The following is a 25,778-nucleotide window of genomic DNA, read 5'->3' on the forward strand; positions in this document are numbered from 1 at the left end:
GAACCGGGCGGCCCCGCCGCCGGCAGCGTCGACCCCCGTCATCAGCCCTGGAGGGCTCGCAACTCGCTGTACCGGCTGGGGGACGCTCCCCGCTCGCCCACCCCGTCATCAGCCCTGGAGGGCTCGCAACTGGGTGGGTGACGTCAGGAGTTCTTCCGGGCGGCCCCCGTCATCAGCCCTGGAGGGCTCGCAACGCATGTGGGGCGAGCGGTGGGTACTGCCCGCCGAATGCCCCGTCATCAGCCCTGGAGGGCTCGCAACGTCAGCAGCAGGTAGACCCGCTGGTTGTCGCCGCCGCCCCGTCATCAGCCCTGGAGGGCTCGCAACAGGGAGACGGTGAGCTTGTTGCCGCGTTCGGTGAACTCCCCGTCATCAGCCCTGGAGGGCTCGCAACACCTGCTGTCCGGGCCGGCCCAGCCGGCCCGCGACTGCCCCGTCATCAGCCCTGGAGGGCTCGCAACCGATTCAGCCGCATTTTGTATCGACTCATCATTCACTCCCCGTCATCAGCCCTGGAGGGCTCGCAACGCGCGTTGCTCGTCACCAGAGATCCTCATCCGGTGCCCGGCCCCGTCATCAGCCCTGGAGGGCTCGCAACACAGCACATGGCACCACGGCTGGGAGACGGCCGCCGCCCTCCCCGTCATCAGCCCTGGAGGGCTCGCAACGCGAGTTCGCGGGCGCCTGCCGTCCTGCTGGTCTCTCCCCCGTCATCAGCCCTGGAGGGCTCGCAACCCGCACGGCGAGGACCGGCCAAAGGGTTACCCCGGTCCCCGTCATCAGCCCTGGAGGGCTCGCAACCGGTGAGCCGCCGCAGGTCGCCCGCGTGCCCCTCCCCCGTCATCAGCCCTGGAGGGCTCGCAACCCGAACGCGCGGTGGACCGCATGGCCCTGCGTGGGCCCCCGTCATCAGCCCTGGAGGGCTCGCAACCCCCGCATCGCATGCACGCACCGCTCTCGTTCGCCTCCCCGTCATCAGCCCTGGAGGGCTCGCAACGTGCGTCCGGCGGTGCGGCAGATGGCCGCTCAGCACGACCCGTCATCAGCCCTGGAGGGCTCGCAACCTGCTGGCTCGCCGCAGAGTCTGCCCGACCCGCCAGCCCGTCATCAGCCCTGGAGGGCTCGCAACACGATGACCGGGCCGCGCTCGGTGTCGGCGATCACCAGCCCGTCATCAGCCCTGGAGGGCTCGCAACGTCTGGAGGTGAGCGAGCGCCTTTCCTGCGGTCACCGCCCGTCATCAGCCCTGGAGGGCTCGCAACGTGGTGACCGCCGCAGACGTGGCCCCGGCCCCGTACCCGTCATCAGCCCTGGAGGGCTCGCAACCCGGGCTGCGGGCCGCCGTCGCCGCCTGCCCCGACCCCGTCATCAGCCCTGGAGGGCTCGCAACATGATCACGAGCCGCTGCGCGTCCCCCTCGGACGCCTTCCCGTCATCAGCCCTGGAGGGCTCGCAACTCCAGCGATTCACCCGCGGGGGTCCACGCTGACCAACCCGTCATCAGCCCTGGAGGGCTCGCAACGCGTAGAGGGTTCGCGGCCGCCCTCTCGGTTCTGCTCCCCCGTCATCAGCCCTGGAGGGCTCGCAACTGCTCGGGTGGGCGCGGGCCGGGGTGTTGGTCGTCCCCCGTCATCAGCCCTGGAGGGCTCGCAACCCGGGTACAACGCGGGGTGGGGGCGCGTGCAGCAGTCCCCGTCATCAGCCCTGGAAGGCTCGCAACTCGAAGCGCTCCACCTCGCCAGGTGCTGAGCGAGCGCCCGTCATCAGCCCCTGGAGGGCTCGCAACACAGGTGTACGTACCGGGCCTGCACCCAGCCCCCGCCCCGTCATCAGCCCTGGACGGCCCGCAGCGCGGCGACCAGGCCGCGGTCGCGGACCTCCCGCATCCCGTCATCAGCCCTGGAGGGATCGCTCCGGCTCGCAGAAATCCGAGTCGCCCCCAGGTAGTTGAACGGGTCCGCGCCCGGCTAAGGGCGGCCCCGTCCCCTTCTCGACTACCGCTGTCTACTGATCGACGTATTGGCAGAGAGTTCCAGAGCACGCCAGACCCGCGGCGGTGACCGACCGCAGGCTCGACCAGCCGTGGGAGGGGCCGCCATGAAGCCAGGTCGGCCAAGCTGCGGTGCTTGCTGAGGCGTCCTTGAGTAAGAAGCGCGGCGCCGGCGGCGTCACAGGATGTCGCCGGGGCCTCCGAGGTCTATGCCGAGAGTGGCGGTTTCGACCAGGTCGGGTGACCTGGTCCGGTAGGTCACGATGCTGTCGTGGGTGGGGTCGATGACGGCGTTCAGGGCTGCCGTCAGGGCGCGGTACTGGGCGGTGGAGAGTTCGCCCTGGAAGACGCTCCGCTGTGTCCAGTGCAGGTACTTGCGGCACGTCTTCAGCACTTTGGGGTTTCGTTCGACGGCCGTGTCGTAGACGAGGATGACGAAGATCGTTGATCACCACCACGGGCGGAACGGCTTGTAGGGGCTGCCCTCGAGGCACATCCGGACGATCTTGAGGGCTTCGAGGTGGATCAGTTCCTCGTAGCTGACCTTGCGCTTGAGTTTGCGGTGGTGAACGGAGGTGGCCAGTTCCTCCTTCATCAGGGCCGCGACCTTCTTGCGGCCGTCCTTGCTCAGCGAGGCCCTGCCCACCTCGGTCTCGAAGTCGGACGGCTTCAGGCTCTTCTGACTTGCGGCTCGCTTGAGGAGACGTTCGGCGAAGAGAGGTTTGAAGGGCTCGGCCAGGTCGAGGGCGAGGGTGTTGCGGCGCCGGTCGGTGTCGGAGTGGAGGAATCCGATGGCGGGGTGCAGGGGCGTGGTGCGCAGGGCGGTCAGCACGCGGGCGTAGACGAGTGCGTTGAGGTAGCTGATGAAGGCGTTGCCGGCGTTGGTGGGTGGTCGGCGGGTTCGACCGTTCAGTCTCAGCCAGGCCGGCAGTTGGGTGTCCAGGACTGCCCAGCCGGTCCGTCGGAAGTTGCCTTCCTGGCCCATGATTTCCTCGCTGGTCGCGGCCTGCGGGAGCGCGGCTCGCAGGGTGGCCAGGGCAGCGTCGAGAAGGTCTGTGTCCAGGGCCCAGCGCAGGTTCTCCGCCGTTGCGAGGACGAGGGAACGTCCGATGTGGGCGCGTCCCTCGTCGTCCGCGGTGGCGAGGACCTGCCGTCGGACGACGCTCGCCGAGGCCATGCTGTCCGACGGTGCGAAGTGCCCGGCGTGGTTGCCGTAGTGGTCCAGCACATGGAGGGTCACACCGTTGCGGCTGAGGAGGGAGAGCGCTGAGGTGTTGACGTCGACGTGATCGAAGGCGACGACATCGCGGATGTCTGTGACGGGAATGCGGACCGGGGTGCCGTCGTGGCGCTCGATGCGGACGCTGTTGTCCTCGCGGCGGATTCGGCAGGGTTCGGTCAACCAGTAGGTGCGGCCGACGGCCGGCATCAGTCTCCCCAGCAGTAGTCGAGATACGAACATCCGCGGCAGGCCGAGCGTTTGAGTCGCGCTGGTGCTTCAGCTGCGGCGATGACGGCACGAGCTTGTTCTTCGGAGGTTTCGGCTTCGGCGCGTGCGTCGGCGCCCCAGGGGACATCGGTGGTGCGACGTATCAGCGGGTAGTGGACGGTCCCACCACGAACGGAGACGCCGCGGCGTTCCAGCAGGAGGCAGTAATGGCGGACCTGGGCAGCGTGCGAAGGTGAGGGCGCACGCGAGGACTTGGTCTCGTGGACAATCGCTCCCGCGGTCACCCAGTCGATTTTTGCCTCCCCGAGGTCGACGTCGCGACGACGCGTGAAGGTGGTGTCGTCGACGACTTCGCCGAAGGCCACGAGCTCACTGCGCTGTTCGGGCCGGTAGCCGCGGGCGTACAGCCACAGTTGGCGCGGGCAGTGGTGGAAGTACTTGATGTGGATGCCGCCGAGTTGGGCAGCCTCGTCGGCCGGGTTGTTGTCGGGCGGCGTCACAGGATGGTCTCCGGTTCCGGCGGAGGGCGAAGGCCCATCGGTGCGTCGTACTCGCCATCGATGACGTGGACATTCAGAGTGCGGTCGAATCGTGCGTTGTACCTGGCGAGTAGGCCCCGGCTCAGTGGGATCAGCAGCCCGACGGCGAGCAGCGGATCACCCTTGGAATCGTTGAGTTCGCGGTACTCGTCGACATCTTCGCTGTGCAACACGTCGACGCCGTCGAACTGCTCGCTGAGCTTTTCGGCGAACTCGGTTCGGTCGTGGAACGGGTCGGTGAAGGTGAGGAAGGTCGTGGCGAAGGCGTCGCGAGCGTCACGTGCTTCGTCTGCCCACTTCTGTCCCCAGGCCGTGTCGTACGCGATCTGGAGAAGCCGGTCGATGTCGTGCTCGGAGAGGGTTTCGATGCCCTCCTTCACCAGTGTGTTGAGCGCCAGCCATGCGGCATCGACGGCGGCAGCCTCGTACGGACGATGGCTGTCGCCGCGGTGTACTCGGAATTCGACAGCACCGTCGGGGTGCCGTCCGCGTCGGTTGACCCGGCCCGCTCGCTGGGCGACAGCCTCGATCGGAGCGACCTCCACCGCCCCTCTGTCGAAGTCGAGTTGGAGCGAGACTTCGACGGTCTGCGTCGCGACGACAAGACCACCACGGCGCGGCTTCTCCTTTGCCCGGCGCTCGGGGTGGCGGGTCAGCAGGTTGCTCTCGATGGCGTCGCGGTCCCGATTCTTGAAGCGGGAGTGAAGCAGCAAGGCCGCGTAGGGGTCAGCCGGCTGGCCTTCCCGGGCTGTGCGGGACAGCTCCGTGAACAGCTGCTGCGCCACGGCAACGGTGTTGGTGACCGCAAGGACGCTGTGGCCCTCCCCCAGCCAGGAACGCAGCCGGTCGACGCTGGACGGAGAGGTGAGCGCGTCTTCGTCGAGTACGAGGCGGTGACGGACCGGGCTGGTGCCCTGTGGTGCACGGTGGATCGTCACCCGTTGCTTCAGGCTGTCGTCGATCAGGTCCACCATCGGCGGCGCGAGCGTCGCCGAGAGGACAGCGGTGCGACTTCCGAGCCGCTCCCACAGGGCCATTGCCGCACACAGGCGCCCGAATGTCGCCGGCTCGTACGCGTGCAACTCGTCCAGGACGAACAGGGAGTTGGCTTGTTCCAGGAGGGTGGAGGAGTGGGCAGGTCCGGCGATGGCGGCTCGCAGAAGCTGGTGAGGTGTGGCCACCCGCAGGCGTTGGGTGAAGAGCCGCATGGCGTTGGCACGGGCACGAGCCTGTCGGGCCATGGTCGCGCTCGGGGCGGCACGCTGCTCCTCGCCGGAGTCTGACGACGGGCAATCGTCTTCCACGGCCTGGTTGAGCAGGGTGTGGGCGACTGTCCCGTGCAGAAGACCGATGTCGGGAACGTCGTCGCCAGGAGCTGCGATGAGATCACGCTCGAAGCGGCGACGAACGGCGTTGAGGGATGCGCGGTAGGGCAGCGTCCAGACCACTCGTGGCAAGCCAGGCATCACCGCCAGCCGGCGTGCGGCCCAGGCAAGTCCGGCTTCCGTCTTGCCACTTCCGGTCGGGGCGACCAGTACGAGGTGGCTGTCGGCCTCTGCTGCGTGGCGCTGATGCTCGTACGGCACGTACGCCAGCCGCTCGAGGTAGTCGAAGGGCAGGGGTATGTGGGTCTGCAGGCGTTCGTGTGCGGAGCCTGCGTGGTCGGCGAGCGTCAGCGCCCCCTGCGCGAGGACCGCGAGAAGACCGTGGTTCGCCTTGACCGGGCTGCGCCACACGTCGAGGAGGTGTTCAAGGAGTCGGCGGGAGCGTTCGGCCAGGGTGGGGGCGTCCTGAGGTTCAGGTGGCGGATCGGTACCGAGTGCGCCGGACAGCCAGGCCACCAGCTCGCAGTGTCGCCGCCGGGGCACCTGGGTCTGGTCGCCGCCGGACCGAGGCGTGCTGGTGAAGGCCTCAGGCCAGTTGGTGCGCTGGTTGTACATCTGCGCCAGGCTGAGTTTGCTCCCGGTGGCGCTGCCGTACGAAGGGTGCAGGGCACGGTGGTGGGTGGCGACGAGCGTCGCCACCATCAGCCGGTCCTGGTCCGTCCAGCTTGCTGCGAGCGCGAAGATGTCGACGTATGCCAGGGAGAGCACCTCGTGTCGCTCACCCCACCGCTGACCGCCCGGGCGGATCTGCTCCTGGAAGCCTTCGGCGATCTTGCCTGTGTCGTGGAGGAGCGCAGCGAGGCGCACACGGGTCCAGAAGGCGGGTTCGGTGGCCAGGATGCCGGCCGAGGCGACGCGTTCCTCGATCTGCCCCACCGCTTGGTGAACGATCCGTGAGTGCGTGGTCAGGCGCTCTGGGTCTTGCTTGGGAGTGGACTTGGCACGGATACCGGTGAGCCCATGGGGCGTTGCCGGGCGGTCTAAGGAGTCAGAAGCCACACTGCCTGTCCGTTCTCGTCCCGGTGTGCGCCGCGGACCGGAGATTCTCCGGTGTCCGTGTCGTCACACCACAAGTAGTCGGCCCAGCGGGTGCTGAGGCGGTCGACGGAGACGCTGGCCGCCATACGGTGGACCGTCGCAGACGGGACGTCATGGCTCGCCGTCGGTGCCACCGCGTGGCCCACGTGTGCGCTCTCGGCAGGGCGCAGGGTGACGGCATCCACGCGGAGGGGGTGGACGAGGTCCTGTGAACGCCCCAGACGCAGCGGCCAGCGAGGGCGTCGCAGAGCCCGCGCGACCCTCGCCCCTTCCTCCCCGGGCAACCAGACCGTCAGGTGTACGAAGGCGAGGAACGGACGGTCCCGAATCGTCATGCCTCCCTTCACTCCACGAACTCGCCCTGCGACAGCGGGATTTGAACCGTCCGCGGAGATCGGGTGGTACGTCTCGGCGTCCACGCCTCCGCCTTCGGCCCACGCAGCGATACCCAGCGGGAGTGGTTCCGCCACTTCTCCGGTAGCGGCAGCCAGTAGCCCTCGAACCGTGGAGGGCGGTGGGACCGGCAACCCACGGGTGAGGCCGGGGAAGAGCGGATCGCGAAACGAGGCGACAGGCGCCCAGAACTGAGCTCGCCAAGCATGAACGGATTCTGGTGCCATCGAACTCACCGGGCGGGGTCGTCGAACCACGCGTCGAGCTGCCCCTCACGCATGTCAGCGGCCAGCCTGCGCAGGATCGTGCGGGGGTGGTCGATGACGATGGTCCCCGCTTCGATCTCCTCCGCACACTCCTTCTCGAAGTCCTCACGCATCACGTCACGAAAGCCGGGGCGCCAGCCAACGCGGACCGGCGCCTCCCACTCGCCGTCCCACGCTTCAAGCTCTCGCCGCAGTACGTCACCACGCAGTCGAACTCCCATGCCGTCTTCGCCATCGAGGCAGTGAGCGAGCGGGTTGATGCCTCCCTTGAAGGGGACCATCACGATCAGCGAAGGCACCCGGTCCCCGTAGTGCAGAGCCTGTTTGGCCCCGCCGCTGAGATGTGCCAGGGCTTCCAACAGGACTGCCGCACGAGAGCGGCGTTCCTCGATCGGCAACCGCACAGCCGGCTGGTCGCGGAACGTGGTCGCCGTGGCACCGACCTTCGCCGCCTCAGCCAGCTGGAGGGCCTGGTTCTCGTCCAGGTAGTTGGGCCTGCCCACCCCGTTGCTGTTGGGGAGCGTGAACGTCCCGATCCGAGGCATATCGAGCAGGAAAGGAGCTGCGAGGTCCGCCGTGTAGAACTCGTGCCCGTGCAGGACCGGTTCCGAGACACCTCGCGACATGACACCGAAGTCCTCCGTGGGAGGGGCCGCTTCGACCGACATGAGGGTTCCCAGCATGAACGGGCTGTCGCGCAACGTCGTGGCCGCGTCGTCCTTCTTCGCGCCCGCCCGCATGTACCCGAAGAGGTCGTCGTCGGCGTAACGCACCGGATCAGCCTCGGTGTTGGCTTTCTGCGCCTTGTTCTGCGCTTTCCCCACCCGGGTGACCGGTGAAGGTACGGAGCCGAGTTCGACCATGCCGTCCCGGGTCCACCGCCGAACGGCCTGGGCGGAGACATACGGGTACTTCCGCCCGCGGATCCTCGCGAACTTCACCCGCGATGTGGTCTCCTCCCCCTTGCCGTTGTTGGGCGCGCCCGCCTCAACTGCGAGCACCATCTTCCCCGCCAGGTAGGCCATTACGCCGGTCCCATCTCGTCGTCGAACACCGATTTCTGCAACAACTGCTCAACCGGGTCGTCCACTTCTTCCTCTGCCTTGTCGTTCACCGCTACGCCGCGCTCCCGCAGAAGCTCCAGTACGTGCGCCGCCAGCAGCATTCGCTGCTCCCAGGCGCGAGGCCGTTGCTGAATCAACGGTTCCCAGTGCTGCGGCTGGGCCCCCACTTCCCGCCCGTCAAGCGTCAGGCGAAAGTGCGCCTGCAGCAGCAAGGCGCCCAGCCTGTAGTCGTTGAGTGCGACCGACCGGTATTCGGCCAGGCGCCCGCGCGGGCTTCCGCTGCCGTGTTCGATCCAGTCCGCGATCACTGTCGCTACGGGCTTCAGATCGGTCTTCATACCCAGAACCTCCTCGGCATAGGTGAAAGCAAGCCGGCTGAGGGCGGCTCGATCCCTTGCCCGCCATGCACGATCAGGATCTTGCAGGAGATAGTGAAGTTGCGAAATCAGTGACCTGCTGCGTCCGTCCTCAGCTTCGAACAACAGTCGCGCCGCCTCGGCGGGCCCACTTGTGGTCACCTGGCCGTTCTTGTCGCGGCGCGTCAAAGACCGTTGCAACAACAGCCACCCCAGGCGGAGTTCGGCGTTCCCATCGACCCTGGCCAGGAAAAGAGGAACAGCCCGACGGGTCTGGGTCACCCGCAGCCAGGGATCTTGGTTGTCGTTCTTGAAGCTCCACAACGTGGCGGCGGCCGGCAGCAGCGGCTGCAGCGAGCGCAGTGCGTGGGCAGCGACTTGCTCCGCGCGCGCCCCCGGAGGGAGCCCGCCGAAACCGAGCTGCATCACACGTTGTGCGTTGCGCACATTGCGCTCCGCGAATTCCCGCTCCGCCGCGCCGACTTCGCACGAGAGCACCGTGGCCGATCCCACCGTCACCCACGCGCCGTACGGCAGGGCCCACATCGCGATACGACAGCCTCGGCACACTGGCCAGCCCGGCACACCCGGCGGCAGGGTGTTCAGTGCCTTGTTGGTGTCGAACAGGGGAAGTGTGGATTTCGCCCATACGGCGGTCGCTGCGGCCCCACAGAACGTACAGGGTCGCTCCGGCTCTCCTGCGAGCTCAGGCGCGAACATCTCGGCGATGCTCACTTCCAGCACGGCGCGGTCGCGAGACCGTTTGCTGTGGGTGGCCTTGGAGTTCGGGTAGAGCGCGAAGAGCACCTTCCACCAGTCGTAAGCGGCAGTCCCCTTCCCGGCTGAGGCCGCGTTCACGACATCAGCCACCAGCCGCGAGACCACAGCGTCCAAATCGCCGCTCGTGGCGCCCTGCGGCGCAGGTCTGTCAGCAAGCACCGCCACGGCCCAGGCCCCTGCACGTTGCAGCGGATGACTCGTCAACGACAGCGGCGCCACCGCCTCCTTCACCCCGCTCACCGAATCCACCCGAAGCCCTGAACAGTGTCCAGCCCCAACCCCCACGACCGCAGACCGTCCACGAAGCGTGCGTCAGCCTCCATCGCGACCCGCACCTGAGCACCGATACGAGGTGCTCCCCGCACACTGAAACGCCGCCGCGGTCCGCTCTCCAGAACCTGAAGCCCAGTAGGCGCCGGAAGCCCGAGAACGTCCGCCTTGTGCGTCAGGTTGTGCTGCAGCCGCTCGAGATAGTGCGCGTCTCCCGGCAGGAGATAGCGGTTCTCGTGCTTGACGATCACAGGCGTGGCCGTACCAAGCTCCACCGGCCCGTCCCCCGCCGGCGCGGAGACATCAACAGCGAATCCCCGGATGCCGAGACGAGCAGAGCCCCACACAAGCTCGGACCGGGTGGCCAGGGCGGCAATCAACGCCGCCGCGATCTCCGGAACCGGCGAGCCGAACCACAACGCCCCATCCCGCGACGTCGTGTATACGCCGTTCTTCCTCGGAGCGCCCTTGAACTGCGGGCTCGTCGTTCCCAGCGGCTTGAGAGGCTGGCCCTTCCACCCCGTGTCGTGCAACGACTGTGCCAGTTCACGATTCTGGCTGCCGATCAGGTCATAGACCACGCCCCGAGCCGGACCGTGGACTTCGTTCCACGGCAAGCTCGGAACGTTCGCGTCGACGTCCACCCTGACCCGCATCCCACTCCCAAGTCTTGCTGGTTCAGCGACAGTTGAGCCCTCGCACATAGACCTCAAGGGCTGCGAAGCACTGTATTGCGACAGGGGAACAAAGGTGATGAGAACGCATAAATAGCCAGAAACATCACTGTGCGTGACCGAATGCCGTCACCTCAGCCGACCGCCCGCCCTCACCGTGCTGAGCTCGTAAGCTAGCCGGTGCCACTGACAATGGCTCAGGAACGTCAACACCCGAACCAGCCCACCACTCTGACCTGCACTGATGCACTACCGCCAGAACGCTGCAAAAACCGACCCGGCAGCCCACCCCAAGACCACCCCGACCAGCAGCTTTACCCTCGGGTCCTCATCAGCCCTGGAGGGCTCGCAACACCTGGCGGCGGTAGACGACTGCCGGCCCTGTACGCGCGTCCTCATCAGCCCTGGAGGGCTCGCAACAGCGTGCTCCGGCCCAGCCCTGTGCGCTCCTGCAGCGTCCTCATCAGCCCTGGAGGGCTCGCAACACTGGCACACCGCCGAGCGCGGCGCCGTGGCGTCGTCCTCATCAGCCCTGGAGGGCTCGCAACAATGGCTGGACATCCATAAGGGGTTCCTTGCCCACGTCCTCATCAGCCCTGGAGGGCTCGCAACCCGCTCCCCATCGGTTTTCCCTACCTCACCGACAGGACGTCCTCATCAGCCCTGGAGGGCTCGCAACGCGATTACTGCCCCCGGGGCTCGTATCGGTAATCTCTCCGACGTCCTCATCAGCCCTGGAGGGCTCGCAACACGTGCTCGATCCAGCGTCCGCCGCGGGTCAGGTAGTCCTCATCAGCCCTGGAGGGCTCGCAACGCGAGCGCCCTCCACCCCAGCGGGACGTACATGTCGCGTCCTCATCAGCCCTGGAGGGCTCGCAACGCGGACATGGCCGAAGCGAACGACCACACGACACCGAGTCCTCATCAGCCCTGGAGGGCTCGCAACAGCGGGAGGGCCTCGACCCGGACGCCGCCGAGGGGGTCCTCATCAGCCCTGGAGGGCTCGCAACACGACAGGGCCGCATCGGGGCCGTCCGACCAGCCCTGTCCTCATCAGCCCTGGAGGGCTCGCAACTCCGACACCATGATCGGGTCGGGCCGCTCCTCCCCCTTGTCCTCATCAGCCCTGGAGGGCTCGCAACTCGTAGCTGCGGATGATCCCGAGCTCCATCTGCATCGTCCTCATCAGCCCTGGAGGGCTCGCAACGCGGGGGTGGGTACTGTGGTGGCCATAACGGCACTCCGTCCTCATCAGCCCTGGAGGGCTCGCAACCAGATCGCCGGTCAGATCACCTACCGGGCGTCGCTCGTCCTCATCAGCCCTGGAGGGCTCGCAACGCCGCCGCGGTGGTGCGCAGGGCGGCGGCCTGGTCGGGTCCTCATCAGCCCTGGAGGGCTCGCAACAGGAGGAGGACGAGCGCTCGGGGTGGTCGGACGGGGTCCTCATCAGCCCTGGAGGGCTCGCAACCCTGGGTGTCCGAGCGTGTTCGCGAGGCGCGCGGCGAGTCCTCATCAGCCCTGGAGGGCTCGCAACGCGGGTCCGCGCTCAAGGGCGACTGGGTTGGCGTCGCGTCCTCATCAGCCCTGGAGGGCTCGCAACCCGTTCACGCGGTCGCTCCCCTGCTGCTCATCGTGTCCTCATCAGCCCTGGAGGGCTCGCAACACGTGGTAGGCGACGCGGTCCATGTCGGCGGCCATGCGGGTCCTCATCAGCCCTGGAGGGCTCGCAACTCCCACGTCAGGTACGAGTACGCGAACCGGGCGGCGACGTCCTCATCAGCCCTGGAGGGCTCGCAACATGAACTCGGGGTCGTCGTCGGTGTAGTCCTCAGGCGTCCTCATCAGCCCTGGAGGGCTCGCAACGTGGGTACAGCGGGGCCGTCGGCCAGGCGCTCGCCGGTCCTCATCAGCCCTGGAGGGCTCGCAACCTGAGCTGTCTGGACGTGGACGCTGAGTTCATGGCAGTCCTCATCAGCCCTGGAGGGCTCGCAACAGCGCTCCGCCGCGTTCTCCGCCGCCGCCTTCCACTTCGGTCCTCATCAGCCCTGGAGGGCTCGCAACGCGACGTAGTGCGTGGCGGCGCTGATGGCGAGGCCGGTCCTCATCAGCCCTGGAGGGCTCGCAACAGCGAAGCGAGTGGGCGAAGCCCTTGCCCCTGCGGTGGGGGTCCTCATCAGCCCTGGAGGGCTCGCAACACGCCCTGCTTGGCGAGTTTCGCGTCGCTCGTGTGGGTCCTCATCAGCCCTGGAGGGCTCGCAACGCGGCAGCCGGAGGGCGGCGTGCACCTCCCGTTCCAGTCCTCATCAGCCCTGGAGGGCTCGCAACCACGTGCGGCTGGACGGCAAGTGGACGGTCAAGTCCTGTCCTCATCAGCCCTGGAGGGCTCGCAACGCGCGGCGGGCAGGGACACTTGCTCGCGCAGGACCCAGTCCTCATCAGCCCTGGAGGGCTCGCAACATGGCGTAGTAGGTTGCGCCATCGTCCCTCAGCAACGTCCTCATCAGCCCTGGAGGGCTCGCAACGAGAGCGGGTAGTTGATGTTGCGCTGGTGGAAGTAGCGTCCTCATCAGCCCTGGAGGGCTCGCAACCAGGAAAGGAGCCGGCTGATCGTCGACCGCCGGAGCGTCCTCATCAGCCCTGGAGGGCTCGCAACGCCGTCAATCGGCCTCATCGAAGCCGGCCGCGCCAGCGGTCCTCATCAGCCCTGGAGGGCTCGCAAAGCTCACGGCTGGCGTAGGTGTCGGGTCCGTAGGTGTGGCGGTCCTCATCAGCCCTGGAGGGCTCGCAACTTCACCGGTAGGCGGGCAGCTTCTGCTCCGCGGTGGTCCTCATCAGCCCTGGAGGGCTCGCAACCGAGGGCCTGGTCGACGGTGTAGCCGTACTTGGCCAGTCCTCATCAGCCCTGGAGGGCTCGCAACGGTGGGGGTCGGGAGGCGCGCGGAATGCGTGCCTGGGTCCTCATCAGCCCTGGAGGGCTCGCAACTCCGCTCCTGCGACCACTTCAGGTCGTCCCCGTCCGCGTCCTCATCAGCCCTGGAGGGCTCGCAACAGGGCCTCCAGAGCGCGGGTTACCAGTGTGTTCTGCGTCCTCATCAGCCCTCGAGGGCTCGCAACACCCGCTGCAGGCACTGGCTCAGGGGTTCGCCAATGCGTCCTCGTCAGCCCTGGAGGGGGTCGGCCTGCTTTCGACGGAGCGGCCTTCACGCGGGGGCCGGGCCGTCGTCGAGGGCATGGTCAGCACCGTCGACGGCGCCGGCGCGGTCGGCCGGGTGGAAAGCGGGGCGGGCTCTGCTACTCGGGTTGGTACACGGCCCAGGTCTTCGGCGTCTCCGAGACCCGTACTGCGGTCAGTTCGGGGAACTCTCCGATCCAGCGGTCGAAGATCCAACGTGCCAGGTGCTCTGCGGAGGGCGAGAGGTCACCGAGGGCGTCGTTGAGGTGGCGGTGGTCCAGGGTGTCGTCGATCCACGCCTTGACGACGCCCAGTTCCCGGTAGTCGCGGACGAAGCCGACGTCCGACAACTGCTCGTCCTGGGCGCGGAGTTCGAGGACCACCACGTAGTTGTGCCCGTGCATCCGGGAGCACGGATGCCAGGAGGGCAGTCGGGCGAGCACGTGGCTGGCTGAGAAATTGAACTCCTTGGAAATTGTGTACATGCCCGGCTTCGCGCCTTCTGCTCGACTTCGGCTCGTAGTGCGTCAATGTGCTAGGGCTGGGTGCCCGTGATCCACCGGTTGAGCGGTACCTCCTGGAGGAAGCGCTGTCGCCGCTCCGGCTCCTCGATGCTCGCCGCCTTGCGCTCCACCTCGCCGCGCGCCCGCTCCAGCAACTGTGTCGACTCGGCCTGCGCTCCGACGGCCTCCAGCGCGCACGCCGCGTCGTGGAGAACCTCTTCGGTCCGCAGTGCCGGCATGTCGCCGTACTGTTCGAGCAGAGCCAGTGCCTGGCGAGCGTGGGCAGCTGCCGCAGTGGCGTCGCCACGTCGCAGGGCCACCCTTCCGCGCAACGACAGTGCGGCGATCCGGCTGCGGTGCATCCCGCTGCGAACGGTCTCCTCGATGGTGTCCGAGGCGAGCCGATCGGCGAAGTCCAGATCCTCCTCCCCCGGACGTCCCTCTTCCGCGAGCGCCACGAGTACCTCGACGTAGAGGTTGCGCACGATGGGTACGAGGTTGGCCAGCCAGGTGCGCTCGGTCTCGGCCCAGGCAGCAGCGGCCAGATCGCGCGCCTCCTGCCGGCGAGCCGGGTCCTGCGCGTACAGCAGGGCGAGCAGTGCCGTGTTGTAGGCATGCCAGCCGCTGTCCGCGCCGCGTGCGGCCTCGATGTCGCGGGCTTCGGCGAGTACGGCTTCCGCTTCGGTGAACTCGCCTGTCGCGAGGTGCAGTTGGGCGAGGTAGTTGAGCGCGATGGGGAGCTCGGTGCACAGTCTCTCGGCACGCAGGCGCTCGGTGCAGCGCACCAGGCGGTTGCGGCCCTCGCCGAACCGGCCGTGGTCGAAGAGGTTGACGCCGAGCTGCATCTCGTTGAGGTTGCGGGCGTGCTGGAGGACCGGGCTGTTCGCCTCGCCCAGGAGCGGTTCGGAGGCGTACAGCTCCTCGGCCTCGATGAGCACCCGCAGTCCCGCTTCCAGGTTCCGTTTGGGAAGCTGCCGCCCGTACTCCACCTTCGCCACGAACAGGGCCACCGGGTCGCCGGCCTCCTCGGCCCGCTCGACCGCGGCGGCGAGCTTGTCCAGCGAGGGCTCGAGGCCGAACTTGACCAGCAGTGTCTTGCCACGGAGCAGCGTGGTACGGGCGATCTGCCGCTGGTCGCCGAGTCTCAGCGCAGCCTGCTCGGCCTCGTCCGCAAGGCGGTCGATGTCGGGGCCGTCGGCCACCGTGGTGTGGCCCTGCCAGCGGACCTCGGTCAGGCTGAGCAGCAACTCCACTGCTTCGACGAACTGCGCGTCCCGATGACCTTCCGGATCGGGCTCCAGCGCCCGTACTGCCTCGATCGCCACCAGGCAGTGCTGCTCGGCCTCCGTGAACGACAGGCCGCTCAGCGCCACCGAGCGGGCAAGCTCGTGGTGGGCGGCTGCCGAGTCCAGCCGCCGTGCGAAGCCGGCTCGGCGCAACTGCCGAGCCGTCGCCAGGCGCACTTCGTACGGCGTCTGCCTGTTCTGCCAGTTCCGCTCGGCCAACCGTGTCAGGGCGTCGGCCAGCTCGGCGTGCCGAGTCTCGCGCAGGCCGGTGCTCTGGTGCTGCCGGTATATCGCGGCCCGCAGTGCCTGATGTTCGAACTCGTAGCTGTCCGAGCCCAGATGCTCAACCCAGTCGGGCCGCTCTTCGACCGCGCGGATCAGCCCGTGCACGCTGGAGATGCGCAGAAGCCGCTCCATCACGTGGGAGTGGTCCTCTCGGAGCACCTCCGCGAGGACGGCCGCGACGAAGGTGTTCCCGTAACAGGTGGCCAGTTTCAGCAGGTCCCGGTCCGCCTCCTCGACTCGGTCGAAGCGGCGGGCGAAGGCCTCCGGAAGCCGGCGCGGCAACGACACGGTGGAGACACCGTCGCCGGGGAGCAGGGCCAGGCACTGCCGGAGGAAGACAGGGCTGCCCGCGGTCACTTCGGTCAGGGCTCCGGCCAGTTTCTGCTGCTCGGAGGCAGACGCTCCGGGGCGGTCCAGCGTCACCCAGTCCATGACCGCGTCCGGCGGCAACGCTGACAGTGATTCACGGACGATGTGCGACAGGCTCTGCGCTCCGTCCCGCGCCGTCCACAGGGCGAGCAGCTCCGCGACCGCCTCAGCGTTGGTCGCCGGCTCGCGCAGTGTGCGGCTGACGACCAGCCCCAACGGTGCGCCCGGCAGCTCCGCGACCAGGCGGTGCAGCACCTGGAGGCTACTCAGATCAATGTGCTGGATATCGTCCAGGATCAGCAGTACGGGTGCCCCGTCGCGCACGAGCCGCAGCAGCTCCTGAGCGATTCCCAGGGTCACCGCCTGCTGTTGGGGCTGCAGGCTGTCGGCGGGCATCGAGCCGGAGTCGAGGGCCGCGGACACCACGTCCTGACCGATGGTCACCGCCGCCCCCAGGCCGGGCACCAGGTCCCCCACCGCTTTCGGGGTGGACCACGCGGCAGCGACGCCCATGCGCCGCAGCCTGGACCAGAAGGTCTGCTGCGGCTTCACGGTCTCGCCCAGTGCGAGGAGCGCGTCGTACGCGAGGTGGAAGGCGGTGGTCGAAGTCGCCGCCCCGCAGGACAACTGCACCACACGGCAGTTGGTCGCACCGGGCTGCTGCTCCTGCCCCGCCTTGCGGGCGAACGCCGTCAACAGCGCCGTCTTCCCCATCCCGCTCTCGGCCTCGACGATGACCAACCGCCCGGCACCATCCACCACTTCACGGGCAGCCTGCTGCAGCCGCGCCATGGTCTCGACCCGGTCGACGAACGCTGTCGACACCCCGTCCCCTCCCCTAACGATCACTCAATTCCAAGCGGCAGCAATATTCCCGGCGCTGCCTCGCTGAACCCTAGTGCAGCGACAGGAAGGCCGCGGAGAAGATCGTCGGCAACCAGCCCAGCAAGGCGCGGGATCCGGCATGGCAGGGAGCGGTGCCGTCAGGTGCGGGAACACCTGACGGCACCGCTCCCCGGACCGGCCGCTAGCGGATGCCGAGGTCCTTCAGGGCGCGGCGCTGGACTGCGCTCGGCTTGGCCGGGAGGTAGATGTAGCAGACGCCGCCGGAGCCGGATGCCTCCTTGCCCTCCGCGTTGTAGCGCTTGGTGCGGAGCCAGATGTTCTCCCACTGGCGGCGCTTGTAGACGTGGCGGACGTCGCTGTTGTCGCTGCCGGCGGGGTCGTTGGCGATGACGTCGCCGTCCTCGGTGAAGCCGACGACGGTCATCAGGTGGCCCGCGGTGCCGTAGCCGGCGCCGTCCAACTCCTCGGCCAGGAAGGACTGGGAGGTGATCAGCGGGATGCCCGCGCGGATCAGGTGCTCCACGTCCGCGAGGGAGTCCAGGCGGAGCACGATGCCCTGCATGTCGCGGTAGGTGGCGGCGTAGGCGGCGTTGAACGGCCAGTTGCCGCAGCCCTGGTACTGGTAGTCGAAGGTCTGGCGGGCGGCGTGGCAGACCTGCGGGTCGTCGTACTCCGGCTCGACCCAGGCGAGGTCCTCCTCGCTGGGCCCGCGTCCCCAGTACTCGATGATCATCTGCGAGGAGGTGGGGCTGCACCAGGCCTCGCCGCCGTTGTCGTACTCGGGGTAGCGGCCGACGTGGACGTTCTGGGAGTACGTGGGCACGTCCAGTTCCACGCCGCTCGCCTCGCCGGGCTCGGAGGCCGGTACCTCGAAGCGTTCCGGCACCGCGGAGGCCATCACGCCGCCGCGCCACACGGTCGGGGTCGCGTCCGAACCGGGTGTGCGCAGCAGTGTCAGCCGCAGCTGGAAGGCGGCCAGCAGCGGGCCGGCCTCCGTGTCGTCGACGGAGACGGTGTCGGTCCACACCGAGGTGCGGTCGTCGCCCTGGTCGTCGACGGAGGTGCGCCGCGGTACGTCGCTGCCGTCGCCGGAGGCCCAGACACCGAGGGTGTACCAGGGGGTGGTCTCACCGTCGGTGTACGTCCCCTGCACCTCGGTTCGCACCCAACTGCCTTCCGGCGTACGGGCGTTCCACGAGGCGATCAGTTCGGTGGCGGGGGTGTCCAGTTCGGTGACCGGGCCGGTCCAGCGCGCGTACTCCCAGCTGGTGGTCTCGGTGCCGCCGTGCGGGTCCTCGTACTCCACCGTGCCCTGTGCGCTGTCGATGACGATCCCGGCGCGCTTGACCGCATCGACGCGGGTGCCCTCGCCGGTACCGGTGGCCCAGTCCGCCGCGGTCGTCCAGGCGTGGTAGCTCACTGTCGACTCCTCGGCGGCGTTGCGGGCTGCGGGTCCGGCGAGGCCGGCGGGGGTACGGGCGCCGGCCGGGAGGCGGGCGCCCGACGCGGACGCGGCGGACGCGGCACCGAGACCGGCGGCTGCTGCGAGCGCCGCGGTCAGAACGGTACGGCGAGTGGCGGAAGTTCGGCTCATGCGGTGGGGTCCCCCAGTTCGGTGTACGGGCGGCGGCCGGCCGTTGCGCGGCGGATCACTCCACTATCGCGAGCGGCGGAGTCGGGGACCAGTGCCCCCGCCCAACGGGTGCGCACCAATATTGGCGTGGACCAGTGTCAACGGGGCCGGTGCGGCGGGTGGGTGGGCAGCGCCGGCCGGCCGCCGGGGGCGCTCGGGCACGGCCGTTCGGTGAACGAACCGCCGGGGGTGGCCGCTCCTCGCAGGTCGGGCACCGGGTTGCGGGCGCTGCGGTCCTACGGTCGCTACATGCGCGACCTCCCCGTACTGCCCACTTCGCCGCGTTTCTGGCGCAGTCCGCTGCGCGGCACCCGCTTGACCTCCGTGCTCGGCCTCGTACTGCTCGTCGGCGTCCCGGTGCTGTTCCTGACCGGCCTGCTCTCCTACGCCGCGTACAACCCGGACCTGGCGCCGGTGAACGACACGACCCCCGACAAGGGGCTGCTCGGCTTCTACCTGTTCCCCTGGCCGACCGACCCGCACTGGCTGTACCGGCTGAACCAGGGTGTGCACGTGACGCTCGGCGTCACGCTGATTCCGGTGCTGCTCGCCAAGCTGTGGTCGGTGGTTCCGCGGCTGTTCGCGCTGCCGCCGGTGCGCTCCCTCGTCCACGGGCTGGAGCGGATCTCGCTGCTTCTGCTGGTCGGCGGCGGCCTGTTTGTCTTCGCGACCGGGGTGCTGAACGTCCAGCTGGACTACCTCTTCCCGGGCTCCTTCTACCCGCTGCACTTCTACGGGGCCTGGATCTTCCTCGCGGCGTTCCTCACCCATGCCGTGCTCCGGGTGCCGGTCGCGGTGCGGAACCTGCGGACCCTCCGGAAGGCCGGACCGCAGGGCCGTACGGACGTCCTGGCCGCGCCCGAGCCCGACCCGCCGACCGTCTCTCGGCGCGGCGCCCTCTGGTTCGTGGGCGGGGGCTCGGCGCTCCTGTTCGCCACCACGGTCGGGCGCAGCTTCGACAGCCTGCGCCCGACGGCGCTGCTCGCCCCGCGCGGCGGGCCCGAACCGGGCGGCGGCCCGAACGGTTTCCAGATCAACAAGACCGCTGCCGCCGCGGGCATCAAAGCGTCCGAGACCGGCGCGGACACCTGGCGTCTGACGGTCGTCGGGCGTACCGGGACGGTCCGTCTCAGCCGGGCACAGCTCGCCGAAATGCCCCTGCACACGGCCGAGTTGCCGATCGCCTGCGTCGAGGGCTGGTCCACGGGCGACCAGCGGTGGCGGGGCGTGCGGCTGAGCGATCTCGCCGCTCTCGTCGGATACGGCGGCGACGGCCCTCCCCCGGACGTGACGGTCGAATCCCTTCAGCGCCGGGGCGCGTTCCGGCGGGGCGCGCTGCGGGCCAACCAGGTGGCCGATCCGCGCTCCCTGCTCGCGCTGTACGTCAACGGCGCGCGGCTCTCACCGGATCACGGCTATCCGGCGCGCGTCATCGTGCCGGCCGCGCCCGGGGTGCTCAACACCAAGTGGGTGGCCCGGCTGAACTTCGAGAGGCTGTGACCCGTGTCGGACCGGAAGACCACCCACCGCGCCCCCGGGCCGCGACTGCCGCTGGGCAGCCCGCTCCAACTCGCCCTGCTGCTCTGCTCGTTCGCGCTCTCCGCCTACGTCGGCATCCGGTTGCTCGCCGACGACTGGCTCGGTGTGGCGCTGTGGATCGTCGGCGCGGCGCTGCTGCACGACCTCGTGCTGCTGCCGCTGTACTCGGCCGCGGACCGGGCCCTGCTGGCGACGGCCGGAGCCGTCGGCGAACGGGCCCTGGCGGGATACGTACGGGTGCCCGCCGCGTTCTCGCTCCTGTTGCTGCTCGTCTGGTTCCCGACGATCAGCGGGAGGACCGAGGACGCCTACCGTGCGGCCTCCGGTCTGTCCTCCGACCGCTTCCTGACCAACTGGCTGCTCGTGACGGCCGCGCTCTTCGGCGCCAGTGCGCTGCTGCTCGCCGTTTCGGTCCTGCGCAGCCGCAGCTCGACCGGGCCGGACGCTCACTGAGCGCCGCGCGCGGGCGGTACGCGCCGCGTTCCGCCCCCGACGTGTTCGCGCCGCCCCGGGCGGTCGGGCCTGCCGGGTCGGTACGGGTGCGCCGAGGCCGAGGTGGTGCGTGCGGTCAGCCGAGGTGGTGCGTGCGGCCGGGTCGGCGCGCGTGTGTTGGGCGCCGATGCGGACGCGTCGGCCCGTACCCCTGCGCGGGCGGCGAGCGCGAGCGAGGCGGGTGGGTGAGCGCAGGCCGGGCCCTCCGGCCCGGCCGACACCCCGGGCGAACGCGGCAGCGGCAGGGGTGACGCCGGCGGACACAGCCGCGCGTACGGGCCGTTCCACGGACCGCCGCGACGTCCCGAAGGCTCTCGGTTGCGAGTTCGAATCACCGGATTACGGTGTGAAGAGGTACGCGCTCCCGAGGGCGTGGAAAGCGTGAACCCGACCCGAAAACCGCCTGCACCGAGCGGGCCCGTCTGCGGCAGTACCGGTTCGGCGAAACTTCCCGGCGCCCGCCGAGGAGCGCGGCGCACAGCAGGAAGCTCGGTCTCCCGAGATCCGGCCGGACCCGGTCGCACAGCAACTTCTGGGAGGAACGATGGTGCATTCCGAGGACCGGTCGACTGAGGAAGAGGGCCCCGCGGACAGCGGTGCGGCAGGCACCCCGGGCGTCCACGACGGCGGCGCGGACGGAGGCGCCGACGGCGGCGCGGACAGCGGTGCCGAAGGTCCCGCGGACGGCGGCGCAGCCGGCACCCCCGGCGTACACGACGGTGGCGCCGACGGAGGGGCGGACCGCTCTTGAGCCTCCCGCGCGCCGAGACCCGGGACGCCGCCCCGCGGGGTGGCGTCCTGGAGTCGCGTCTGACCGGGCTCGGACGCGAGGAGTTCGCGCGCGACGTCTGGGCCCGTACGGCGCTGCTGACCCGGAACGCGGACGACTTCTCCGATCTGTTCTCCGCGTCCGCCGTCGACGAGCTGGTCGCACGCCGCGGTCTGCGCACGCCGTTCCTGCGGGTGGCCAAGAACGGGTCGACGCTGCCCGAATCGTCGTTCACCTCGCCCGCCGGCGTCGGCGCCACCGTCTCCGACCAGCTCGACGACACCGCGCTCTGGCGCGCCTTCGCCGACGGGGCGACCCTCGTACTGCAGGCGCTGCACCGCACCTGGGCGCCGGTGGCCGACCTCGTGACCGCGCTCGGCAGCGAGCTGGGCCACCCCGTGCAGGCCAACGCGTATGTGACGCCGCCGCAGAACCGGGGATTCGACGCCCACTACGACGTGCACGACGTCTTCGTGCTCCAGATCGAGGGCACGAAGCGCTGGATCGTCCACGAACCCGTACTGTCCCAGCCGCTGCGCGACCAGCCGTGGACCGATCACCGCGCTGCTGTGGCCGAGGCTGCCCGACGGAACGAGCCCGAGCTGGACGCGGAGCTGCGTCCCGGTGACGTCCTGTATCTGCCGCGCGGCTGGCTGCACTCCGCGCAGGCGCAGGGCGAGGTCTCGATCCACCTCACTCTCGGAATCCACGCCTGGACCCGCTACGCCCTGGCCGAGCAGCTCACCGGGGCCGCGCTTGCCGTCCTCAGGGACGACCCCGCGGCTCGCGGCACCCTCCCGCTGGGCGCCGACGATCTGGACGCCGAGATCGAAGTGATCCGTACGCGGCTGCTGGCGGCAGTCGCCGACGCCGAGCCGGAACCCCTCTTCCAACGGGCACGACGCGCCCAGGCACGCCCCGCGCCGCTCGGTCCGCTGGCCCAGCTCGCGGCCCTGCGCGAGCTGGGCCCCGCCACACCGGTCCGGCTGCGGCAGGCGGTCCAGGCCCGGCTCTCCGGCGTCAGGCTCTCCAGCCGAGTGGGATGGCTGGACTTCTCGGAGTCCGAACTCCCGCGTGTGTCACGGCTGTTGGACGGCGGCGTGCACACCGCGGGCGACCTCGGGATGGACCTCGCCGCGCGGCTGCTGCGCGCGGGCCTGCTGGTGGCGGCGGACCGGTGAACGCGGTCGAACCGCCGAGCGCCGGACGGTTCTTCTGCGCCGAGGCGGCCCGCGCCCGCGGCGATTTGTGTGCGGGCACCGCGCCGCACGGGGCAGTCTGGGTACTCATCGAGCACCGGGGCGGCTGGCCCGCCAACGGCTTCGACGGGCTGGACCTCGATCCGGCCGTCAAGGCACTCGTCCACTCCGGGGCCCGGGCGGCGCGGGCGCGCGTCCTCCTGGTCAGGCGCCACGGCCGCCGCCGGGCCGGAGGCAGCGACCGGTGGGCGGTGCTGCGCCACGGAGGGCCGGGCGCGCTGCGTCAGCAGTGGGGCAGCTGGCAGCGCGACCGTGACCTGGTACAGATCGCGGACGCGCTGGAGAGCCCGGGGGAACTCGGCCTGCCACCCGTCGTTCTGGTCTGCGCCCACGGTCTGCACGACGCCTGCTGCGCCGTTCGCGGCCGGCCCGTCGTCCGGGCGCTGAGCGAACGCTGGCCGGAGGCGGTGTGGGAGTGCACCCACGTCGGCGGCGACCGTTTCGCGGCCAATGTCGTCGTACTGCCCGACGGCGTCTACTACGGCGGCCTGGACGCCCGTTCGTCGCTCGCCGTGGTCGAGGAGCATCTGGCCGACCGGATCCACGGCGGCTATCTGCGCGGTTACACCACCCTCCGCCCGCCGCAGCAGGCGGCCGTCGCGGCGGTGCTCGAACGCTTCGGTCCGGCGGGAAGGCACGACTACGCGATCGCCTCGACGGAGCGCTCCGGGGCGGGCTGGCGCATCCGCGTCCTCGGCCGCCCCCCGCATCCGGCGGAGCTCGACGTGGAGGTCGTCGCCCGGCGCTCCCCGCCGCGCAGACTGACCTGCCGCGGACCTGCCGACGGCGTGGCCGTCCGCTACGAGGCGACCTCCGTCCGCCTGCGCTGACCCGGGCCGCAGCCTCACCCACGGGTGATGCGGCGGTAGCGGCGGATGGCCAGGGACATGAACAGCGCGGTGATCGCCGTGGTGGTCATCAGGGAGTACGGCAGGGCGTTCTGCACCGGCCACGAGGCGGCGGTCTCCAGCCCGGGCGGCGGCCGGTTGCCGAACAGGTCGCGGGCGGCGGTGGCGGTGGCGGAGATGGGGTTCCACTCGGCGACATGACGCAGCGGGCCCGGCATGTCCGCCGTGGAGACGAAGGCGGAGGAGACGGAGGTGACGGGGAAGAGCCAGATCAGCCCGGCGCTCTGGGCGACCTCGACGCTGCGCGAGGTCAGCCCGATGGTGGCGCCGACCCAGGACATGGCGAAGGCGAAGGCGAGGATGACGAGAAAGGCGAGCGCGGCCCTCCCCCGGCGACGCCTGAGCCCGCCACCCGACGGCCAGCCCGCACAGCGCCGTCACCGTCAGAGTCACGGAGCTCATCACCAGGTCGGACAGAGTGCGGCCGAGCACGACCGACAGGCGTGGCGTGGGCAGCGAGCGGAAGCGGTCGACAAGGCCCTTGTCCATGTCGTTGGCCAGGCCGAGCGCGGTGAAGCTCACATTGAAGGTGACGGCCTGGACGAAGATCCCGCCCATCGGGTAGACGCGGTAGTCGTCACCGCCGAGGCTGCCGCCGAAGACGTGAACACGGGCGACGGCGCGGAGTTACCGGGTTCCCGGAGCAGAAAAAACCGGCCGGTAACCAATCCGCGGGCCTCGCGGCTCCATAGAGACACGGTGCACCGCGCACGAACAGACACCTGGGAGTAATCGTGAAACACCGTGCGACCATGCAGCGTTGGGCGATCGTCGGCACAGCCGCGGGGGCCCTGCTGCTGCTCTCGGGAACCGCCGCCCGGGCCGCTCCCGCCCAGACAAAGAACACACAGAACGTCTCGCAGAACGCCGCTTCCGCCGACCGGGAGGGCCGCTCCACACAGGGAACGAATCTCTGCCGGCTCTCGATCTGCAATGTCGGCGGAAATGAGAACGAAAACGAGCAGGGCGGACTACTCGGGCTCCAGGGCCTGAACTTCTGCCTGCTCTCCTCCTGAGAGGTTCGCCCCTGAGTGCGCGGTCGCGGCACAACACGTGCCGCGACCGCCGCCCAACCGCCGCGTGAGTGCGGCGAGTCCGACGGCAGCGCACCCCGCGGACCGGAAAACAGAAGGTGCGAGGGACGGCGGCACGGTGCTGCACGCAGCCGCAGCTCGCCGGCAGCACCTGGGTCGCGCCGGACTCCGCGTCGATCGGAGGGCCGGCGCGACCGTCCCCCCGGTCTCCCTGCGCGACCTCCCGACCGAGAGGCACCGCGCAGAACCCGACCGACTCCGCGCGAACAGGAAGCGAGAGGCGGAATATCCACCGCTGCCTCCCCTTCGCCACTCCGATCCGAGGGTTCACGGTCTCGGATAACTGGATCCAGAGGGCCGCAGGACGGAAGGAAGATCGCGAAAGCAGCCAATTGCGCCCGACTGGCAACGAGTTGACGAACAGGGGATTCACCGAGCTGCCGGAATTCACGATCCCGTAAGCCCATCAGATCGTCGGCCCACCTGTTCGCCTGTTCGCCGCCTCAACGGGACAACGGGGACGGATGGACGGCTCCGCGGGGGGCTGGTCGCCGTTCTCGATTCCCGACGGACAAACGGCCGGCAAAACGCGACGCGGCTGAATCCGCATGGGCGCCGGGACTGCCAACACCGCTCCCACCCGCACTTCTTCGCGTACACGGCACCCCGGAAGAACGATGAGGATTACACGCACCGGCCAGAATCCCGGCCCGCCACCTCGAAATCCGAAAGCCACCTGCACAGGGCATCTGCTCCGGGCCGGGAAAGCAGCTGCGGGCGGCGCACAAATGACGCGGCGTCGGGCGGCGACGGCAGTACGGCCCGTGGGGCCGTGGTCGCCGACACGCCTCCGGGGTCGGCACTCCCCGACGGCGTTCACGCACACGTATCGCGGCACGTCGGACCGGGGACGCCGGAAGTCTCATGCGAACGGGCCGCCGGAGGCCCGGCGAGGGACGGGCGTCCGCCTCGGCGGACGGGTCCGGCCCATGGTGTCGAGTCAGTCGAGGTGGACGCCTCCGTGGACCGAGCCGGCCTGGACCGCCAGGCCGTTCACGTCGCCGGTGAGTTGGTTGGTGACGTGACGGGGGCGGGCGCCGTGCGCGCTGACGCCGTCCAGCGGCCAGACCCGTTCGCCGTCGATGTTGACGCCGCCGTCGAGCTGCCCGGTCTGCACCGAGACACCCTGCGAGTGGCCGGGCACACCGGTGACGTTGCCGGTGATGGTGTTCGCACCCGGCGGGCCCTGCTCACCGATGACGTTGTGGCCGCCGATCTGCACCGCGTTCTGCACGTTGCCGTGGACCGTGCCGCCGTCCACCACGATCGCGGTGCCGTGCACATCTCCCTCGACCGTGCCGCCCTGCACCACGACGTCCCCGTGCACGTCTCCCTGCCACACCTCGGCGGGACCGACGGCCGGCAGTGAGTTCTGCTCCCCTTCGCAGGGGGCGAGTCCGAGGGGGTCAGTGTGGGTG

General features: G+C 69.5%; 18 protein-coding genes, 1 pseudogene and 2 CRISPR repeat arrays (1 of these 21 only partly in view). Of the genes and pseudogenes, 6 read left to right on the plus strand and 13 right to left on the minus strand.

The genetic code is table 11. The features are described 5' to 3' along the window. Positions 1 to 1,721: a CRISPR direct-repeat array (repeat unit 30 nt; unit sequence CCCCGTCATCAGCCCTGGAGGGCTCGCAAC) (it extends 98 nt beyond the left edge of the window). A 447-nt stretch (positions 1,722 to 2,168) separates the two neighbouring features. From cas2 to JGS22_RS22055, 11 genes are all read right to left on the minus strand, one after another. Then, on the minus strand, positions 2,169 to 2,432 hold the full coding sequence (gene cas2, locus JGS22_RS22005) for a CRISPR-associated endonuclease Cas2 (RefSeq protein WP_211041750.1): 264 nt from the start codon (positions 2,430 to 2,432) through the stop codon (positions 2,169 to 2,171). Between the two features lie 6 nt (positions 2,433 to 2,438). Further along, entirely contained in the window at positions 2,439 to 3,419 is a 981-nt protein-coding gene (gene cas1b, locus JGS22_RS22010) for a type I-B CRISPR-associated endonuclease Cas1b (protein WP_211041735.1), read from the minus strand. Beyond that, on the minus strand, positions 3,419 to 3,940 hold the full coding sequence (locus JGS22_RS22015) for a CRISPR-associated protein Cas4 (RefSeq protein WP_211041736.1): 522 nt from the start codon (positions 3,938 to 3,940) through the stop codon (positions 3,419 to 3,421). Before JGS22_RS22015 ends, cas1b begins: the two co-directional genes overlap by 1 nt. Then, the gene (cas3, locus tag JGS22_RS22020) at positions 3,937 to 6,363 is read right to left on the minus strand and encodes a CRISPR-associated helicase Cas3' (RefSeq protein ID WP_211041737.1); all 2,427 of its coding nucleotides are present in this window, start codon (positions 6,361 to 6,363) and stop codon (positions 3,937 to 3,939) included. The genes JGS22_RS22015 and cas3 overlap by 4 nt, the downstream gene beginning before the upstream one ends. After that, positions 6,345 to 7,022: a CRISPR-associated protein Cas5 gene (gene cas5, locus JGS22_RS22025; protein ID WP_211041738.1), complete on the minus strand. Its 678-nt coding sequence runs from the start codon at positions 7,020 to 7,022 to the stop codon at positions 6,345 to 6,347. Before cas5 ends, cas3 begins: the two co-directional genes overlap by 19 nt. A 5-nt stretch (positions 7,023 to 7,027) precedes the next feature. Then, positions 7,028 to 8,086, minus strand: a complete 1,059-nt coding sequence (cas7i, locus tag JGS22_RS22030) for a type I-B CRISPR-associated protein Cas7/Cst2/DevR (protein ID WP_211041739.1) — start codon at positions 8,084 to 8,086, stop codon at positions 7,028 to 7,030. Continuing rightward, complete coding sequence (locus JGS22_RS22035) at positions 8,086 to 9,501, minus strand: hypothetical protein (RefSeq protein WP_308405837.1); 1,416 nt, start codon at positions 9,499 to 9,501, stop codon at positions 8,086 to 8,088. The genes cas7i and JGS22_RS22035 overlap by 1 nt, the downstream gene beginning before the upstream one ends. Next, a complete protein-coding gene (gene cas6, locus JGS22_RS22040; RefSeq protein WP_308405838.1) occupies positions 9,498 to 10,175 on the minus strand; it encodes a CRISPR-associated endoribonuclease Cas6 in 678 nt (225 codons plus the stop codon). The genes JGS22_RS22035 and cas6 overlap by 4 nt, the downstream gene beginning before the upstream one ends. Before the next feature lie 354 nt (positions 10,176 to 10,529). Then, a CRISPR array of direct repeats spans positions 10,530 to 13,319; the repeat unit is 29 nt; unit sequence GTCCTCATCAGCCCTGGAGGGCTCGCAAC. Positions 13,320 to 13,496: 177 nt separating this feature from the next. Then, the gene (locus JGS22_RS22045; RefSeq protein ID WP_211041741.1) at positions 13,497 to 13,862 is read right to left on the minus strand and encodes a 6-pyruvoyl trahydropterin synthase family protein; all 366 of its coding nucleotides are present in this window, start codon (positions 13,860 to 13,862) and stop codon (positions 13,497 to 13,499) included. Between the two features lie 50 nt (positions 13,863 to 13,912). Continuing rightward, positions 13,913 to 16,645, minus strand: coding sequence for an AAA family ATPase (locus JGS22_RS22050; protein ID WP_308405839.1), 2,733 nt, complete (start codon positions 16,643 to 16,645; stop codon positions 13,913 to 13,915). Positions 16,646 to 16,847: 202 nt separating this feature from the next. Beyond that, positions 16,848 to 18,260, minus strand: a complete 1,413-nt coding sequence (locus JGS22_RS22055) for a C39 family peptidase (RefSeq protein WP_211041742.1) — start codon at positions 18,258 to 18,260, stop codon at positions 16,848 to 16,850. 288 nt (positions 18,261 to 18,548) lie between these two features. Here JGS22_RS22055 and JGS22_RS22060 point away from each other — a divergent pair, with 288 nt between their 5' ends. From JGS22_RS22060 to JGS22_RS22080, 5 genes are all read left to right on the plus strand, one after another. Further along, positions 18,549 to 19,799 carry a molybdopterin-dependent oxidoreductase gene (locus JGS22_RS22060; RefSeq protein ID WP_211041743.1) on the plus strand — a complete coding sequence of 417 codons (1,251 nt, stop codon included), beginning with the start codon at positions 18,549 to 18,551 and terminating at the stop codon, positions 19,797 to 19,799. Positions 19,800 to 19,802: 3 nt separating this feature from the next. Next, positions 19,803 to 20,291, plus strand: coding sequence for a hypothetical protein (locus JGS22_RS22065; RefSeq protein WP_211041744.1), 489 nt, complete (start codon positions 19,803 to 19,805; stop codon positions 20,289 to 20,291). 583 nt (positions 20,292 to 20,874) lie between these two features. Then, positions 20,875 to 21,081 carry a hypothetical protein gene (locus tag JGS22_RS22070; RefSeq protein WP_216815109.1) on the plus strand — a complete coding sequence of 69 codons (207 nt, stop codon included), beginning with the start codon at positions 20,875 to 20,877 and terminating at the stop codon, positions 21,079 to 21,081. Next, positions 21,078 to 22,280 carry a cupin domain-containing protein gene (locus JGS22_RS22075; RefSeq protein WP_211041746.1) on the plus strand — a complete coding sequence of 401 codons (1,203 nt, stop codon included), beginning with the start codon at positions 21,078 to 21,080 and terminating at the stop codon, positions 22,278 to 22,280. The genes JGS22_RS22070 and JGS22_RS22075 overlap by 4 nt, the downstream gene beginning before the upstream one ends. Further along, entirely contained in the window at positions 22,277 to 23,188 is a 912-nt protein-coding gene (locus tag JGS22_RS22080) for a ferredoxin family protein (protein WP_211041747.1), read from the plus strand. The genes JGS22_RS22075 and JGS22_RS22080 overlap by 4 nt, the downstream gene beginning before the upstream one ends. 14 nt (positions 23,189 to 23,202) lie before the next feature. Here the strand turns inward: JGS22_RS22080 and JGS22_RS27170 are convergent. Beyond that, a pseudogene (locus tag JGS22_RS27170) lies at positions 23,203 to 23,872 on the minus strand (ABC transporter permease); the annotation flags it as partial. Positions 23,873 to 24,018: 146 nt separating this feature from the next. Between JGS22_RS27170 and JGS22_RS22090 the strand changes: the two are divergent. Beyond that, a complete protein-coding gene (locus JGS22_RS22090) occupies positions 24,019 to 24,282 on the plus strand; it encodes a hypothetical protein (RefSeq protein ID WP_211041748.1) in 264 nt (87 codons plus the stop codon). A gap of 1,018 nt (positions 24,283 to 25,300) precedes the next feature. Here the strand turns inward: JGS22_RS22090 and JGS22_RS22095 are convergent. After that, the coding region (locus JGS22_RS22095; protein ID WP_216815110.1) for a hypothetical protein at positions 25,301 to 25,778 on the minus strand (478 nt) is incomplete at its 5' end.

The sequence above is a fragment of the Streptomyces tardus genome (genome assembly GCF_018101125.2).
Classification (GTDB): Bacteria; Actinomycetota; Actinomycetes; order Streptomycetales; family Streptomycetaceae; genus Streptomyces; species Streptomyces tardus.

Coding starts and splice junctions, on each gene's coding strand:
- cas1b (WP_211041735.1), bottom strand. CDS start 3,419: ATGCCGGCCGTCGGCCGCACCTACTGGTTGACCGAACCCTGCCGAATC.
- cas5 (WP_211041738.1), bottom strand. CDS start 7,022: ATGGCACCAGAATCCGTTCATGCTTGGCGAGCTCAGTTCTGGGCGCCT.
- cas7i (WP_211041739.1), bottom strand. CDS start 8,086: ATGGCCTACCTGGCGGGGAAGATGGTGCTCGCAGTTGAGGCGGGCGCG.
- JGS22_RS22045 (WP_211041741.1), bottom strand. CDS start 13,862: ATGTACACAATTTCCAAGGAGTTCAATTTCTCAGCCAGCCACGTGCTC.
- JGS22_RS22055 (WP_211041742.1), bottom strand. CDS start 18,260: ATGAGCCGAACTTCCGCCACTCGCCGTACCGTTCTGACCGCGGCGCTC.
- JGS22_RS22060 (WP_211041743.1), top strand. CDS start 18,549: ATGCGCGACCTCCCCGTACTGCCCACTTCGCCGCGTTTCTGGCGCAGT.
- JGS22_RS22070 (WP_216815109.1), top strand. CDS start 20,875: ATGGTGCATTCCGAGGACCGGTCGACTGAGGAAGAGGGCCCCGCGGAC.
- JGS22_RS22090 (WP_211041748.1), top strand. CDS start 24,019: ATGCAGCGTTGGGCGATCGTCGGCACAGCCGCGGGGGCCCTGCTGCTG.